The organism is Pseudomonas sp. AU11447, assembly GCF_001672555.2.
Taxonomy (GTDB): domain Bacteria; phylum Pseudomonadota; class Gammaproteobacteria; order Pseudomonadales; family Pseudomonadaceae; genus Pseudomonas; species Pseudomonas nitroreducens.
In genome coordinates, this window is record NZ_LZDG02000019.1 from 1 (window position 1) to 17,398 (window position 17,398).

The 17,398-nt window shown below is 56.9% G+C and carries 9 protein-coding genes; 4 read left to right on the top strand and 5 right to left on the bottom strand.

Annotated features, from left to right (window positions below; all coding sequences use genetic code 11):
* A partial coding sequence (locus A6723_RS31100) for a helix-turn-helix domain-containing protein (RefSeq protein WP_139092902.1) occupies positions 1 to 130 on the bottom strand: 130 nt, incomplete at its 3' end.
* A gap of 533 nt (positions 131 to 663) precedes the next feature.
* Positions 664 to 1,416, bottom strand: coding sequence for a hypothetical protein (locus A6723_RS31630; protein ID WP_023124035.1), 753 nt, complete (start codon positions 1,414 to 1,416; stop codon positions 664 to 666).
* 101 nt (positions 1,417 to 1,517) lie between these two features.
* Between A6723_RS31630 and A6723_RS04895 the strand changes: the two genes are divergently transcribed.
* From A6723_RS04895 to A6723_RS04905, 3 genes are all read left to right on the top strand, one after another.
* Positions 1,518 to 2,762, top strand: a complete 1,245-nt coding sequence (locus tag A6723_RS04895) for a hypothetical protein (protein ID WP_023124036.1) — start codon at positions 1,518 to 1,520, stop codon at positions 2,760 to 2,762.
* A 54-nt stretch (positions 2,763 to 2,816) separates the two neighbouring features.
* The gene (locus A6723_RS04900) at positions 2,817 to 3,023 is read left to right on the top strand and encodes an AlpA family transcriptional regulator (RefSeq protein WP_024128445.1); all 207 of its coding nucleotides are present in this window, start codon (positions 2,817 to 2,819) and stop codon (positions 3,021 to 3,023) included.
* A 391-nt stretch (positions 3,024 to 3,414) separates the two neighbouring features.
* Positions 3,415 to 4,365, top strand: coding sequence for an inovirus-type Gp2 protein (locus A6723_RS04905; RefSeq protein WP_023124037.1), 951 nt, complete (start codon positions 3,415 to 3,417; stop codon positions 4,363 to 4,365).
* A 150-nt stretch (positions 4,366 to 4,515) separates the two neighbouring features.
* On the opposite strand, the gene A6723_RS04910 is transcribed toward A6723_RS04905, so the two are convergent.
* From A6723_RS04910 to A6723_RS04920, 3 genes are all read right to left on the bottom strand, one after another.
* Positions 4,516 to 6,798, bottom strand: a complete 2,283-nt coding sequence (locus tag A6723_RS04910; protein WP_031654671.1) for an ATP-dependent helicase — start codon at positions 6,796 to 6,798, stop codon at positions 4,516 to 4,518.
* 187 nt (positions 6,799 to 6,985) lie between these two features.
* The gene (locus A6723_RS04915; RefSeq protein ID WP_023910318.1) at positions 6,986 to 8,083 is read right to left on the bottom strand and encodes a DUF4236 domain-containing protein; all 1,098 of its coding nucleotides are present in this window, start codon (positions 8,081 to 8,083) and stop codon (positions 6,986 to 6,988) included.
* 103 nt (positions 8,084 to 8,186) lie between these two features.
* Positions 8,187 to 14,858: a DUF3320 domain-containing protein gene (locus A6723_RS04920; RefSeq protein WP_054906848.1), complete on the bottom strand. Its 6,672-nt coding sequence runs from the start codon at positions 14,856 to 14,858 to the stop codon at positions 8,187 to 8,189.
* A gap of 357 nt (positions 14,859 to 15,215) precedes the next feature.
* Between A6723_RS04920 and A6723_RS04925 the strand changes: the two genes are divergently transcribed.
* Positions 15,216 to 17,369: a hypothetical protein gene (locus A6723_RS04925; RefSeq protein WP_023124041.1), complete on the top strand. Its 2,154-nt coding sequence runs from the start codon at positions 15,216 to 15,218 to the stop codon at positions 17,367 to 17,369.
* Positions 17,370 to 17,398: the final 29 nt, after the last annotated feature.

Sequence of the window (17,398 nt, forward strand, 5' to 3'; positions counted from 1 at the left end):
CCTCGCGACTGATCGTCGAGGGATGCACGCCGACCCGCTTGGCAATGCTCGCCTGGCTCTCTGCGGCGCTCAAGCCAGCCTCAATCTGGTAACGTTGTCCCTGAGTCAGCTGCCGGTAATGCGTAGTCATCTGCGCTTGAATCCTTCGGTGTGAGAGCCTGGATTCTACCGGTGGCTGGCTCTCTGCCTCTCGTTTCAAGCGTTGCGCTTATTCTATGAATTCAGGTCCCGCGAGCGGTGGACTATCTCAGCTGCCAGCTCTGTGTCTCAACTTTATAGCGCCGACCAAAGCTTTTGAAGGTTCAGTCGCTGTGCAGACCCTGTGATCTGTAATCGGCTCTATCTTCAAGACAAGCATGTGAAACTGTGGCAGAGCTGTGAAAGAATATTTCCAATGGCGGCAGTTGGTCGCGAGGAAAAGAGCAAAGGGCCTGCTAAGAAAAGATCTCGGTCTTACCATCAGACGAATGGTGCGCGTACTAGGTGTTGTATAGTTGGCTGGTCTTTAAGTTGGTTGTAGATTGCTCGTCCATGATGGTTTTTCCTGAGCTCTGTCGATCCGCTGACTTGAATTTGAGGCTGGAGATTGTTTGATTTTTAAATTGTGTTTATATGCGTGATGTATGATTTTCTCGGCTGTTTTTATCTTGTTTCTGTTTGATTTTACTCTGCGATTTGCTTATTTATTTTGTCTATTAGTTCAAGCACTGTTATTGGGATGCTTTTGGAGTTTTTATTTTTAGTTTCTGGGGTTTCTGGAATTTTGGTTTTTAGTTTTTGTCTGTTTGCATGTCTCGTTATGTCTGATTTTCTTAAAGGGCGACTTTTGATAGGGCGTGGATCTAGAGCATTTAGTATGTCTACGAGTAATTCTTTTATTTCTTCATTGTTCAGTATGACTTTTTCTATTTCTGATTTGTGGGGTTCTTTTCCTCGAAGGGTGTTAAGCGTTCGTTCTATTTTCTCTATTTTATTGAGGGCTTTTTGTGTGATTTTTTGAGATTTTGATACTCTCTCTTTTAATTCTTTTTTCTGGCTTTCTAGGGTCTTTGATTTTTGTTTAAGTGATTCTTCGGACTTTAGTATTTCATTGGCTAATTTTATTAGGACTTTGTGATTCTTATTTTGAGAGGGAAGGTTTTGCTCTGCAGGTTTTATGTCTCCAGCGCTTGATCTTTCCTCCGCACTCCTGCTTTTCCTTGTCCTATAGGCAGCCTTTAACTGTCTAAGGGCATTTCTTCCTGAGTCGCTTTTCTCGAGTTGTACTCCCGCTCTAATAAGTCGATCTAAATCTACAGGCCCATGGAGAGATATTTCTCCTTTTTCATGCAGGTAGTTTTGTACCCAGGCGATATCGGATTCCGCATGAAGGTTTTTGGGTGCCCATACTGAGAATGATTCTATTTCTCTAGCCATGCCGTCTGTCCATTTTGTTGCGTTACGGTAACGTTACGCTATGGATTTTTGAGGTTCAAGTGCGGTATAGGGGGTAAAATCTAAAAAAAGGGGGGTATTGCATGGGCGAGAGGCTGCTGACTGCGCCGATAGCTGGCGTTGGGGCTGAGGCGAAGTACTTCCTCATTGCGTTCATCTATCGCTTTGGCGCTACACGCTGGGTGGAGATGCCAGTGAGTGAGTTGGCTTCGTCCTTGAAGGTGACCGCTGGGGCGGTATCCAGGGCCCGCAAAGCGTTGATTGAACACCAATGCCTTGAATGCCACAAGGCTCCTACTGGAGGGAGGCCCACTCTCGGGCTAAAGGTGGGCCGGGGGCTGGCCAGCAAACTTGGTGACCTCAGCACTTCGGCATCCCATCATGGGCCCGTTCTGCGCCACCTTTTCAGCGGTGCGATCTATCGTGACTATGAGGCCAATCGGACGCCGATATCATCGAATGAGCTTCTGAGGCCGCAACTCCGCCTATTGCTCGCAACGCTATTCGCTCATGCCAATGAACTGGGACTGGTAGATAACCTCGGGCTCGCTCAACTCCGACAGTTATTGGGGGAGGACGACGAGGAGAAGGTCGACAGGTGGCTGAAGGAACTCCTACAGCTTGGCTTCATTCGCCGAAAGATAGCGGGGCTCTCGGACTCGCTCTATGCCGATACGAAAGTGACCAGCAGCTATATCCTGAACCTGAACCATCCAGGGCTTGCTTCGGCGGGCTGCAGCAGCCCAGTTGTAGCTTTTTATGGTGAGGCAATGCGCTCTGAGGAGAGCCGCCATGGTTTTGCGGAGCGATTTGCGCGGGTGCAAGGGGAGTTTCAGGGCCTAGGCCGCACTTATGAAATGCTTGTCTGGAAGATCTATCAAGGTGTAAGCCTGCTTCTTTCGAATCACTGGAGCGTCTTGGGTGAGTCCGTCCGTCTCCCCCAAATTGATGGTCTAGAGAAAATCATGACTGAAAGCCTCCACGCGTCGGGTAAAGATGATTCCTCGCTTGAGGTCATGGTTGCTGAAATGTGCTGGTGGGCTTTCCATTTGGCTTCGCGGGTTAAGAATCGAATAGCGGGGGATAGCGCTTTTGCGAGCTTGGTAGGGCGGAGGGTGCTTGCGTTCCCTGCCAAAAATAGAGACACGGATGATTCGATGACCTTGGTTTTTGCTCAAGAGCCCAAGGGAGAAGGTCCTGAATGTATAGTTTCTTTAAGCGGCACCAAGGGGCACGTCGAGATCTGGACGAAAGAGTTTGGCCTTTCTCGAGAGCAGCTTTCCAAGCATGGCTTGGTCTCTTTTGAGATGGAGAGTACTACCGGTTAAATTTTATGAGCGTTGCCCATCCTCTGGACCAATACAGGAGCAACATCCATGTCCATGAGGATCATCAGTTTGAAAGAGGTCATGGACCTCACCAGTCTTGCTCGCTCGACTATCTATAAGTACATCGCTCTCGGCACGTTCCCGCTTCCGTTATCTGTGGGGGAGCGTTGCGTTCGCTGGCTGGAGAGCGAAGTGCACGAGTGGATCCTTGAGCGGATCGCTGAGCGTGATGAGAAACTCCAGGCTGTAGGTAAGCATTAATGGCGATAGAGCTACCCGATGGCCAGGGACTCCCTGGTCATCGGGTAGCTCTGCCGTCTGCTTAGGTTAGTGCTCTTTCTCAGATAACTCCCAGTTGCCTGCTCTGTGATTTTCCCCGGCTGCCCTTGGTGCTCTTCGTCTGGATGCTCGATGGCGCTTGTTGTTTGGCGAGCAGGGCGGTGTGGTTTATTGATATAGCTACTAACTATCTCTAGCAACCTATCTAATCCATTCACCCATTCCATCGCTAACCATCTCCAATAACCTACCTCTAATCCACTCACCCCTCTCCACCCACGGCTAGCTACCTCAGGAACCTAGCTACCCATCTCTCCAGTTTAAAAATTCCCACTCCGTACTTGGTATGCCTTAAACCAACCAGGTACGCACCATGACCAATCAAACAGCCAAACATCTCTCCCAATCCGACATCGCTATCCAGATCGAACGACTCGTGAACGCAGTGATCCGTCACGACTGTCCTGCATTCAGGATCAGCTACGACGCACAAGGGGATGAGGTCATCGAGAGGACCAGGCTCTCTCGGTACTTCGATCACATTCGACAGATGTACCACCTGGTGCATGACGAGACGTACGCCTTGAGTGAGCACCTGCTCGCATTCAAGGAGGCTTGCTACGACATTGGCATCGAGTTCGGGATGTTCGGGATGACGTGCATGGACGAGAGCGAGGGAGGGCTCCTATCAGAGGCCCAGACCTACAACTGGCTTGTGGAGAGGATCCGGGAGCACGTACAGACCAAGTGGTTCAAGCGTGGGAGGAATGACCGTGCTTATCGGGAGAAGGGGAATCGGCAGACGGTGACTGAATACGTGGAGCGGGTGCTGGATAGCCGTTCACGCACTGTGGTGGTGAGGGTGAATCTGTACTACCGGGAGTCTGTACGCAGTCGCCTGAAGGTAGAAGACGTCTTCGAGGATCTGGATAGGCTGATCCGGGCGAGGGAGCACGATCCGATCTTCCAACATGAGACAGGCTACATCTGCGCAGTGGAGCAGGGGGAGGACATGGGTTACCACATCCATGCGGCGTTCTTCTTCGATGGCCGGGAGGTGTTCAAGGACATCTTCAAGGCTGAAGCCATTGGTGCGCTCTGGGAGCGGATCACCGAAGGCTGGGGGTACTTCCACAGCTGCAACCACGAGAAAGAAAAGTATGAGGATGATCGTGGGGTAGGGATGTTCAGCCGTAAGGACGCAGTTGGTAGGCGCAATGTGATCAAGGCTTGCCTCTACCTGATAGAGGATGGCCAATCGTTGCGGGTGAAGCCAGTGGGGGCAAGGGCGTTCCGGGTTGGTCGCATCCTTCGCGGTTACTAAGCCCTAACCCATGAGTCGCCCGGCAAGATTCGAAGTTTTCAGCCCTTTTCACACTGCCCGTGGAAATGGGATAGAACTCCGCGCAATGTGATGCCCTTTGGCTTGTACATGGCTGTCGAGTGACGCCCTTACTGACCTAGAGTACCGCCTTTATGCCGACGCTATCTCCATCGGTGCCATGCTGGCCACCAGTAGACGCGTATCCCCATCGTCAAAAACGACTCGCAGAACGCGATCGTCGATCCATCTGTCGATAGTTCCACTCCCGAAGATGGCATGAATTACCCGCGTTCCTTTTGCCGCGCCGAAGATGTCGTGGTTTGCTCCCACGGACGCGGGTGAGGACGGCTGTGGGCGCTTTGCATAGCGCCAGTCTTTAGAGAAGGGGAAGGTCGCGAAATAGGTATTCGCGATCTCAGGGCGGTCTACCTCTCCAAGGGCCGCGAAGCGTTCTTCTTCGACAGCGGCTCCTGCATGCCGAGCCAGGGCAATATCCATCTCCCAAAGAAAGCGAGATACGGAGCTCGCTTGCGGATGCGCTTCAGTGATATCCGGGCGCTCCAGGCTGCGCTGAAACTCCAGGTCGTTGGGGTGAGCAATGAAAACCTCATCGACGGCGCGCGTGATGGCCACGTAGAACAGCCGGCGCTCTGCCTCGATTTCATCGGCGCTTAGGTCGTCCCTGGGAAAGCCGCTTCTCACGACTCCAGGTACGAAGACCCTCGACCACTGTGCCCCTTTCGCTCGATGAATGGAACTGATCCACACGTGTGGCGTTGTGGGGGGCTCCATGGCCGATGAGTCGATGAGCGGGTCGATGCTATCCAGAAACGCATCGATGCTGCCTTCATGCCGGCTGGCAATGAGCCGGAAGGCCTGGACGTTCGCCATGACGGCAGCCGCCTGATCCGCGGTGGGGGACTGCTTTTCGATATTGCGTTCGAACTCCGTTGCCAGCAGATAGCGATCCAGGACGGTAAGCACCTTCTCCTGCGGATCGGTGGCGGTCGCCAGGATCTCGAGTAAGTCCGCACGGTCACGGATTTGGTTGGCTTGAAAGTCTTTGGTTTGCAGTGTAATGGTCGAACGGATGGCTTCAACAAGGCGTTCTGGCTGACGTACGACGAGCTCTACAACACGGCTTATTGCAGCTTTGTCCAGATAGAGAGTAGGGCGGTGCAGCAAGCTCTTGATGACGTATCGAAGCTGGTCGGCCTCCAGGTTTTTCCACCGTCCGCTAGCCAGTTGGAGAACGCCGAGCAGCGCGCTGATCTCGGGAATACGCATCAGCGGCGGCCGGCCATAGACGTGATAGGGGATGCTGCGTTGGTGCAGATCCAGCTCCAAGGTAACGCTCAGGTCGTAGGTCCTCACCAGCACCGCGATGTCCTGGAGCTTCACCCCGGAGGTGAGCCGCTCTGCTACGTGTTCTCCCAGGTCAGCCAGCCCGAGGGCCAGCGGCAGGCAGTGGATACGCGTGCGCGGTGTGCCCTCGGCAGAGATGCTGATCTTGGGGTTGCGATTGGTGTTGCAGCTGATTACCTGGCTGGCCGCGATCGAAAGCATGTGGCCAAAGCGGAACGTGTGCGGCAGGGTGTATCGGGTGGCCTCTGGAAAGTCTTGTTCAAAGCCCCGGATGAGGTAGTCGGGTTCGGCACCACGCCAATCATAGATGGCCTGGTCTTCATCCCCGACGAGCATGACCTTGGCCCGGTCGCCGGCGAGGATTTTCAGCAGAGCGATCTGGATGCCGTTCATGTCCTGGGCTTCATCGACGATGAGGTGGTCAACCCGGTTCTGAACGTATCGCTGTGTCGCGGGTTGCCTCAGCATCAGCTTGACGGGGTCGTACAGCTGATCTTCAAAAAACCTGACCTTCAGCTGCGCCCGGTGCTCTTCATAGAGACGAAATGCCTCGACGTACCCTTGGGTTATCGGCCCGTACTGGCGTGTTTCGAACACCTCCTCGGGGCTGTGCGTGCTCGACTTGACCAGCAGCAAGAAGGCGATGAATCCATCGATCAACTCCTTGTCCGGCGTGACGTTGCTGCCGTTGATCGCTTTAAACACCCGGGTGAAAGCGTCCTTGGCAATCTTCGTCCGCAGATGATCCTTGGGTTCTATCCTGGCTTCTGGAAGCAGCCCGTTCTGGACAAGTCGATTGACGATCTTGTTGCCCATCGAGTTGAACGTCCTGATTTCAGGCGCAGTACCTTGGACTGCCTGCTCGAAACGCCGCCGGAACGATAGGGCGGCGTCCCTGTTGAACATGACGACGGCGATATGGGCTGGGCTGATGTCGCGCAGAAGATGCCGGACGCGGCCAATCAGCGTCTCGGTTTTTCCCGAGCCTGCCACTGCCGCCACAATTGCATGGGCACCTGCGTGCTCGATGACCTGCAATTGTTCCTTCGTGTACGTCCGCTCCGACATCGCCCACTTTCCAATTTGAAACGAGGAAGCCCATTCTATCCGCCAGAGTGCGAACTGCCGCGTGGTCTGCGAGAAAACGCTGGCCGGTCGTGGCCAAGTCCTTTCAGCGGCGCTCAATCGGCACGCTGAGTGGCTACTCCCGCTCCTTCGTCTCGTCGCTGCAGACGTGGTAGCAACTACGCAATGGCTACTGGCGCTCGCCTTTTGCTCTGCTGATGCTGCCGATTGCTTGGGCCAAGCTGGATGTGCGTCCTACGCAGGAGATCTGGATGCGCTCGAGCAAGCCTGTGTTGCTCGAAAACTGAACCTCCTCATAGCGCACGACAGGCAGTTCTCGGTTGTTCTTGAAGCGCCTGTCTGGGCCACCTTTTTTGTTCACAAACTTCCAGGTTCTGCTGACGATCTCGGCGTCTTTCGGGACGGCGCCGTCTTCGATGAAGTTCGTCGTAGAGATGTCGATTCGCAGGTTTTCATAGGACACCGCGCCGACCCCGTTGGCTTCGAACACGAGCACCTTGTCCGGGAAGAAATAGAGGGTCTGGCGGCCCACGGGGATGCTGGGGGTGGCAACGTTGGTTTTGACGAAGGGTGGGTTTTGCAGTCCGAGTGCGATCGAGCTTCTGGTCACCAGGTGACTGGCGCCGGCGTGGTACTTGCGATCAAGCACCTTCCCTTGCGCCTGAAGATGCCAGGTCGCGCGACAGCTTCGAACGCCGTCGAAGGCAGTATGCAATTGCTCGACGACACCGGCGAATTCCGACTCGATGTCGTAGAGCATGACCGTCGTTTTTCTCAGCAGATCCCAGTAGTACGTTACGGCCATCAGCAGGCCGCCAACGATGAGTAGGGTAAGCAGTGCCCAGGGGGGCAGCTGCTTCGCCGAGAGGACAAACGCGCCGATGGTGAGTGCGGCGACGAAGGGCCAAAGGCGCAAGCGCTTTCGCTTGGTATTCAGCTCGTCGACGAGGGCTTGCGATGAGGAGTCCACCATCAAGCCAATTTCGCCACTATCGATTTCCTTGAGGGGCTCGTGCGTGTGCGATGGGATGTCGACTACTGGGGTGGGCGCTCTCACCGGCTTGGGTGGTGCAATGGCAGGGGCCGAGCTATTGGATGGAAGGGTTTGGCGGTAGTAAAAGCCTCCGCGTCCCATGTGGATGTAGTTGCCCCTGGGTCCGGTTCCAACCCGGAGGCCTTTGATGCCGGCGGAAACACCAATTCCAGACTTCGAGAGGTTGAACCTGAACGGGCCCACTCTCACTGACTTACGCACAGACAATCCCATGTTCCCTCCGGGCTTTGAAACTGCCCCCTGGCAGTGGGGGCATCCCTCGATCGTACGGTCTTCTTGCGCAGCTAACGCTGTGCCCAAGTGATCGACCAACTGCTCAGGAGAACAGCTGGTCGATCGCTCCTTGGATCCTGGTTCGGGTTGATGCCGAGACTTTGCTCAGTCCGAGCTCTCGTGCCATGGCGTAGAGCAAGCCTTCGCCGACGAGGCTTTGGTCTGCCAATGCACGTGCCAAGGCAAGGAGCTCCAAGCTGCAGATCTCATCGACGGGCCGAGTGTTATCGGCGTCTGCCGGTCGGCGATACACCACGGCTTCGCAGTTTGGTAAGCGGCTGGGCCAATAGAAGTGCCCAGCGTCCTCTTCAACCTTGCGGTGTACGCGATCGGCCACGCTGACGACACGATCACGAATGCGTGCGCCAGTACGAGTCCAGCCATGTGCCCGGGCGATTCGGCGGGCGAGCGAGGTATCGAGGACGGGGCCTTCCTCGTCGATCACATGTTTGATCATCATCGCCAGGACAGTGTCATAGCGCGCATCGAAGAATGCATCCGGATCCACGCCTTCCACGGCGCTCAGCGGGTCGCTCCCTCGGTAGTAAGGGAAGGTAGTCGAGGTGCGGTTGGCGTCTGCCTGCGTATCGGCGTAGCGCACGCTCGGTATTTCGATCGCCTCGGTCTCGGCGTCGAGTTCCTCAGACTCATCGGGCGTTTTGAGCTGGGGGCGGTCGAGAGGGAGCTCTATAACGTTGTCGTTCAGCGAAGCTTGGTACTGCGCGGCATTCGCGACCAATTGCTCCTCGGCTTCACGGGCGGCACGTTGCTGGCGGCTTTCAACCAACAGGGCCTCAAGGTGCTCATGGGTTTTCTGTGCAGTGCCCGGGGCGTCGATCCACCAGTCGGTCGACCAGATGCGTAGAATCTCCCAGCCTAGACCTCGGAGTACTTGCTCGCGCAGCTTGTCCCGGTCACGAGCTGTTGCGCTGCGGTGGTAGGTCGCCCCATCGCACTCGACGCCGGCGAGGTAGCGCCCAGGCGCATCGGGATCGACAACCGCCAGGTCGATTCGGAACGACGACACGCCGACTTGGGTGACGACCTGCCAGCCCTTGCGACGAAGCGCGTTCGCAACGGCTTCCTCAAAGGGGCTGTCGTATCCGCCCAGGCTCCCGGTATCGGCTCCTGCAAGTGCGCGAGCACCGCGGTCGGCAAATTCGAGGAAGTGCTTGAGATCGCGGACGCCCAAGGCCTGTGTGCGTGCCAGGTCGATCTTTTCGGCTCGCAGGGTGCTGAAGACGCGAAGTTCATGGCGAGCCCGGGTGACGGCGACGTTGAGCCGACGCTCACCTCCCGTGCGATTGAGCGGGCCGAAGTTCATGGCAACGTTGCCTGCAGCATCGGGGCCGTAGGTGATCGAGAAGTACATAATGTCGCGCTCGTCACCCTGAACACTTTCCAGGTTTTTCACGAATACGGGTTCAAGCTCACTCTCAGAGAAGTAGCTTTCCAACGTGGGGTCTTTTCGGCGTTCGGTGTCGAGCAGATCCTCGATCAGCTTTTGCTGTTCGCCGTTGAATGTCACGACGCCGATGGTCAGCTTGCTCTCTCTGAATCCAGGGCTGCGTAGCCGGCCGATCAGGTCAGCGACCAATGCCTTGGCTTCTGCCGGGTTGGTGCGGGCAGAGCCTTTTTCGTACACCCCGTTGACGACGTGCAGGCTGACGGCACGATCATTCGTAACAGGGGAGGGGAAGGTCACCAGCTTGGACTCGTAGTAGCGCTGGTTCGAGAACGCAATCAGGCTTTCATGCCGACTACGGTAGTGCCAGTTCAGGTTGCGGATTGGCAGGTTGGCACTGATGCATTCATCCAAAATGCTTTCGAGGTCGGCCTCAACATCAACGTCATCCTGGGTGGATTCGGCACGATCGAAGAAGGAGGTCGGGGGAAGCTGTTTGGGGTCTCCAACCATCACCACCTGCTTACCACGAGCGATGGCGCCGATCGCATCCCATACCGGAATCTGTGAGGCTTCGTCGAAGATCACCACATCAAAGACGCTGGAGTTCGCTGCCAGGTACTGGGCGATGGAGAGCGGACTCATCAGCAAGCACGGCGTCAGCTTGGTGAGGGCGTCGGGGATTTTCGACATCAGCTCGCGCAGGGGAAGGTGGCGCGTTTTCTTCGTGATCTCGTGCCGAAGGACGCCCCATTCCGAGTTCTTACTCACCGAGTCCTGAGTGGGTAGCTCAGCACACAGGCGTGCGCGAAGCAAATCACGGGTCAGCGCGGTGAAGCGGTCGTCCAGCGCACGGAAGTCTCGAATGCGCTGCTCGTGTTCGACGCTCACGAATGTGCGAATGACAGGCTCGTGATCAACGGCAGTATTCAACCACCAACGGGCATAGTTCGTTTCGAATGCCTTGCGCACGGAGCCTTGCGGAACATGCCCTGCTTTCAGGGCATCTACCAGCGGAAGCAGGCCGAGAGCGGATGCTTCATCGCATGCTTTCTTCCAGGCGCACCAGGCGTGCAGGCCGTTGCCGGATTGGACGATTTGCTCGCACTGCACGCGCTGCTGACTCAGTTCCTGTTCTGTGAAATCGGCGGCATCCTCTGCCAAGACATGCCCGGCGTCGACGAGCTTCTGCGTATGCGCGACATACTTATCAAGCGACTCCAGCAACTGCCCGCCGGCCTGGGCCAACTGACCCTCGGGCTCGAGCAGGGTATTGGCATCACCCAGCAAGCGCCCCAGTGCTGATTTGATCCCCTCGACATGCTCTGGTGTTTGAACCAGGGCAGAGATGGCGCCGGTGAGGTGAGCGTGGAACTTGAGTACGCGGGAGACCGTGTCTTCCTTCGTATGCAGCCCCAGCCACAGACCGGAGGTCAGTTCTCGCAGGTCTGTCAGGTCGCTCAGCTCTCGTTCGATGGCTTCTCGTTGCTGGAGCATTTTCAGCTCGCCCTGGAGCGACTCTCCACAGGCGCCGCTAGCGACGCGCTCATGCTCGTCCTCCAGGCGTCCTTCCTGCTGGATAGACCGTCTTGCGCGTTGGAAGGCCAGCGCAGCGTTGAGCGCTTTGGTTTGGGTCTGCAGTCCGGCCCAAAGCGATCCTGTCGCGGGGGGGAGTGGATTGAGTGTGGAAATCTCACCCTCGAGCGCCCGGACGTCTCGCATTCGCTCTAGCGTTTCCTTCAGTGCGAGGCCCGCCTGCCCCTGACTGATGAGCTCGAAGCCGTCGTCTGACCAAGCACGGCCTTCAACGCACGCAGCGAGCGAAGCCTGCAGGCGCATGACCACCGACAGAAGGGCTGGATCAGTGTTGTGACCCTTCCATACAGCGCTGGAAGAGGGCCCTGGATCAATGGCGTCGAGGCGAGCGCGGAGTTCACGAATGGTGATCCAGCGCTGAAGATCTTCCGCAATGGTCGTCGGCGCCGGCGTCGATTGAGTGCTAACCACTTGCCCGCGGATTCTGCGTTGGACAAGCCAGGATTTCGGCCACATCGATTTGCCGGCTTGATCCCACTCCAGCAGCAGAGCACGGACATCCAGTGCCTCAATGGCATCGGAGTAACCCACGGACAGCGTCTGCGTGACTCGTGCAACCTCTGCAAGGGTCTCCAGGCCCTGGTTGAGCAGAATCATGCTCGCTACTGGCCAGGGTTGGGGCAGACCAGATCTGAGCTCCGCATGCCGGGCCAGCAGTCCCAGTCCGCGTTGGCACTCCTCCAGCGTACTGGATGTCCAGAATGCGGGGAGCGTCTGGTTGAGCGTGCGGTGTTGCTCGATGAGTTTCAGGCCTGCATCCAGACGTTGCCCGATTGCACGGGCATCGGGACGGAGCACGAAGCTCCAGTTCTGTCCTGCGGCGGCGGGAAGGATCTTCGCCAACGCGGCCAGACCTTTGAGCGTCCTGGTATTGGCTGGCAGCGAGGGCAGACCGGACATCTGGATGTAGCGCTCACTGGTCTTTTGCACGGCATGAATGGCAGGGCCTAGCTCACGTGCCGCTTCTATCACCTGGTACTGCCAGGTTGGAGACCAATCGTTGTTACTAATCAGGTGCAGTGGGTGTTGGTTCAGCGTACAGAAACCGACCGCCTGAGCATTTACTTCCAGGCGATCGGCGATCTCCCGCTTAGCGAGTAGATCCGCGGACTGGTGCTGCGTGTGCGATGTCCACACGAGGTTAATCGGAGCGACATCCTGGTTGGTGCTGACGATGCCGATGGCATCATAGATCGTGTACCCATTGGGGTAGCGCTCGTGCAGTCTCTCGACATACTGGTTCAGCACATCACGATGCCCTTGCAGGCGTTGCGCCTCGACCTGCCATGTGTCTGCGTCAGCGGTGCCGCGGGCCTCCCAGGCGGAGTGCAGCTGGGCAAGGACTTCGGTTTTCTTCGACTTGCTCGAGTGAACTTCAAGGCAAAACTCACCCAGACCTACCTCGCGTAGGCGCCGGTACACAACATCGAGCGCGGCGATTTTTTCGGAGACGAAAAGCACGCGTTTTTGCTGCGCAATGAACTGAGCAATCATGTTCACGATCGTCTGACTTTTGCCGGTGCCGGGTGGCCCGATCAGAACGAAATCGCGCCCCTGTGCGGCCGACAGCACCGCGGAGAGTTGTGACGAGTCCGAGGGCAGAGGGCAGAAGACCTGCTGTGGGCTGTACTGCGCGTCCAGCTTCCGCTCTTCCGGGAATGCACTGCTACCGCTATTGCCGCCGTTGAACGCATCGCGTGGGGTATCCAGCAGGTGCTTGACCACGGGGCTCTGGCGCAGCGCATCAGAGCGCTCCGAGAGGTCTTTCCACATCAGGTATTTGGCGAACGAGAACATCGACAGGACGACATCTTCGCTGACTTCCCAGCCCTTGATGTCCTTGATCGCGTGCGCAACCGTTCTCCAGATCAACGCGACATCGAGACCTGAGTCGTCTTTCGGTAGCGCGCCTTCTCCGATGCCCAGACTCAGTTCAAAGTCCTGACGGAGCATTTCCTGCAGGGTCGGGTTGAAGCGCGGCTCATCGTCGTGAATCACGAGGGTGAAGCCCGCCCGAGCGCTCTTTCGCTCGAGCGTCACAGGTACCAGTATCAGCGGCGCTCGATAGCGCTGGCTTGCTCTGTCCTCACGTGTCCAGGTCAAGAAGCCCAGCGCCAGGAACAAGGTGTTAGAGCCACCCTCCTGAAGGTTCGTCCGTGCTCCCCGATAGAGTTCGGTCAGTCGGGCATCGAGCTCAGCGACCGGCAGGCCCACGAACACTTCATTGCGCTTCAATGCATCCAAAGCATGCTGACGTCGAAGGTCTTCGCGTTCCCTTTCTTCGTGTAAGGCCTGGTCGCGCGGATCTGCGCCATCCATCAGGTCGGGGCGTGTCTGCAGCTTCAGGTTCTGTCCGCTGGCGAGGATGTCCTCAAGCGCGGCGGCATCTGGTGCCTCTAGGCGAACGGCTTTCTTGCCCGCCTTGAAGTTCAACAGGTTGTTGCGCAAGGACAGATCAAGCAGCTTGCGTTGCCAACGGGCCAGACGATCTTTGGGATCTAGCGAGGCGACATCAACTTCTACCGGGGCTTCGTCAGGCAGCTCGGGTGGCTCGTCGATGAGCAGTTCCTGATCAACCAAGCACTGCTCGCTACTGGCGGTGCCCAGAGCAGGAGCTGCCTCTGCGCTGGCCAGTGGTTTGATTCGCTGCAGACGGGCACGCCGGATGTCCAGGGCGAGTTCAAATTCCTGCTCCTGCCCCTCCGCCAGATGTTGGGCACCACGCTCTATGGCGTAGGGCAGCGACGGGATGTTGGGTTGGGTGATCAGTGTGGTTTCAAACAGCTTCAGCTCGTTGAGCCTCATGCGTTTGCGCAGCGCGGTGATGTCGTCGACGGTGCTGTTCGAGAACTCCTCGGCTTTGAGCCAGAAGCCCGAGAACGCATGGCCGCGAGTGAAGATCAGCAGCGGGTTCAGACCTGCTTGCTCTAGCGCTGCACAGAACAGCAATGACAAGTCGAAGCACGTCGCCAGGCCACTCTCGAGGATGTGGCTTGGGCTGCGCACTTTTTGGCCGAACTGCTCGAAACTGGCTGGGGGGAGGGCGTAATCCAGTTTGAGGGACGCGACCGCGGCCCAGATCGCCGATGCAATCTCCCAGGCGTGCGCCGAGCCGCCGGAGTAGCCGTTCAGTGCCGGGTTTTTGCCTTGGTCGCGCAGCAACTCTGCGGCCTTCTTCAGCAGCCGCTCCACGGCGAGGTCGTTAGGCTGGACGAACGCCGCGGTCATGTCGGGGAGATGCGATAAACCGCCCCATTGATTACGCGGCAACAGCTCCAGGGGGAGCTCAAGACGGGCGAGCTCTTGGCGCTCTTCGTCACCATTGCCCAGGGACGTCAGAACAAAGGTGACGGCTGCACTCTCAGCTTCGGTAAGTCGAGCCAGCAGGGCACCATCGATCTGCAGGTCGAGCCCTGGTATGGGGAGGAATGTGCCAGGGCCCAGCGCGTCGATATGCCAGGTCTTGGGCTTGAATACGAGCGGATCGGAAAGGAGCTGAAGTTCTAGTCTGCTGTACTTCTGATCACTGTCGTTGATCAGGCGTAGCTCTCGAATCACCGGTACCGAGTTCTGGAAGTCAGCCAGGTTGAGCTTGACGACCAGTGTAGAGTGAATACGGACAGTCTTTATCGTCTCCGGTTCGATAGCCCCAACGGTGGCGTGCGGATCCTGGGGCAGCTCGTTACCTGGCTGCTCAACAACCTCATCACTCATTTCGATCTCCTTGTCCAAACCTGGCGAAAGGCCTGGCGACGGAAGACTCTCGTGACGGGCCTACCCCCGGCGCGCGCTTCCTTGCATAGCTCCATCCTATCTGGCTTGGACGGATGATGGCGAGTGGCCAAAGGGCTGAGTTGACGAGCTGTATTGCCTGGCAGTTTGAACTGGCTATCTCCCATTCGTGAGATTCGGCTGTAAAGGCTATGCACCGACACTCCCAAACGCTCGGCTAGTTCCGCAACATGCAGTCCGCGCCTAGTCACTTGAGAGGCATTGTTTTCTCCTGGAGTCCTGGTCGGTCGGTGGTTTAGGCTCTGGCCAGGAATCTGAAGCTGGTGCGAGTGCAGTGGGATGACTGAGAGAGGGAAACGATGCCGGCAGCATTACCAGTCGGTTTATGAAAGGAATCAGCCTGAAGTCGACGCGGGGCGTGCTCTTGACGAATGCCTGCATCATTTCCTGGATCAACGGCCTGCAGGTAAAGATCTCTCTGCGATTGATCGCGCGACAGGCTTGGCGTCAGCTGGTTTTTGGCTTGATACGGATGCGGTTGCTCGATCCGAACTGGCAAGCCTTGCCCTCAGTCGAGTGCTGCACTTCGACACTGCAATCAGTGTCGAGCAGTTGGTGAGGTTGGCAAGCCTTGCCCCAGACACCCTCAGATGGGCGATTCGCTACTCGAAACTGTTTGAGCGTACTGCTTCGCCGCTCTGGCTAGCGCTTCGTGCGGGGCTCGCTGGGGAAGAGTGGCAAGTATTCTTCGGTGTTTGCGACCGTTTGCTTGATCAGCTCAAACCCTTTGATGAGCTAATTGCCAATGCTGAGAAACAGCTTGAGCACTTATCCCTGCTGGAGTTTTTTTCCTACCTCAGCGTGCTGGCTTATCAGGCATTTTCCGACGATGCTGCCGATGACCGTTCCGGTCAGCAGTGGGCGGTATACAACAGCATTATCTTGAGGAAGCTCCGGGTTTGTTCGGAAGAGGATTTTCGCCTGAACGAGACACGGCTCGGGCAGTCGCTGAAGCGTCATCTGTCACCGATCATTTTCCCTGCATCGCCCACAACTGATGCAGCCAGATGTCGTGAAAATCTCGAATGGTTAGCCGTTCTGATTGCTTCCACCCAAGAGCGGATCGACTACGAAGGTTCGATTGACTGGTTTTGCTTCGATCCTGAATGCCGTTACCAGCTAAAACCTGGCGAGTCGGTTATCTATAACCAGTCGGAGGCGGGAGCTGTGCGGTGGCGGCGAACCGGGCGTAAGAGCGACCTGCTTTGGCACTACTGGATGAACCGCGTGGTGCAGGCATTCGTTGGCTCCGGCATGGCTGGGCAAATCATCGGTTCGCCTGAGAACCATGAACTGAATCAGTTGGCCTATATCAAGGCGTGTCGCAGCGAGCTGCAATTGCAGCAGATATACGGCCTGGGTGATTGGCTCTCGCTCGAGGATGGCACTCAGGTCCCGCTTCACCACGTGTTGCTGGCGAGCGAGCTGACTTCGGTTTTCTTTCAGAGCCAGTTCATCCAGCCATTCCAGGACTACCTTCGCGAGTCGGGCGTGCTTGCGCATGCCCTTGGCCGTTTGGCTATGGATGGCCTGCTGTCAGGGGAGAACAGGTTCCCCATGGCTTGGTCTGAAGAGGGCGAAAAGATCCGCAGGATCAAAGGCTGGACGGTCAGCGAGGAGCATCCGCTAGGCAGCACCGATTCAGCCAAGGCAATTCTCAAGTTCTGGACCAGTGATCTCAAGGCGCTATCTCAGCAACTGAAGCAGCAGCCGGGTATGCCTACACCGCGCTTGTACGAACAACCCTTCTACAAAGTTGGCCGCTACAGCTTTCAGTTTCCCTGGGTCGGCGCGCAACAAAACAACCTGACGGCAGCGATCAATAACCTGCGCCGCGTGAATGCCCGCAGAGCCGATGCACAGGTAGAAACCCGGCGTGTGGAGCTGACGCTAGCCGAGAGCCTTCGGCAACGGGGCTTTGCCGTTGAAGTGGGATATCAGCCGCCTATTGCAGAAGAGGGCGATGCCGGCGAGGTGGATTTGATCTGTCAGCGGGATGGTGTTCTGCTGCTTATGGAGGTCAAGTCTGGGTATATCCGCTCGACCACTCATGAGGTCTGGTTGCATCGCACTAGTACTTTGCGTAAGGCCGCTTGGCAGCTGCGACGCAAGCGTACCGCGGTAGCAAGGGCGTTGGTGGCTGATCAAGATTTGCGCTTCAGGTTGGGCTACAGCGGCCAGTGCACTGAGACTGATCTGCGGGCTTGGATAGTCGATACTTCTATTGAGCTCGATGGGCAATCAGTCGATGGGTTCAGGGTGCTATCTCGTGAGGCACTGGAGGTAGTTCTGCGGGACGAGAAGCAACTCCTCCGGCCGGTGGATCAGTTTGATGACGAGCAAGGTCGGTGTTCATTGTTCCCTGACGGATTTACTGCTGGCCGATTCATAGCTGTTGTCGAGTCTGATGAGCTGTGGCGAGGCATCTGCTAGTGCTTGAGTAGCAATAGCTTATGCGGGGG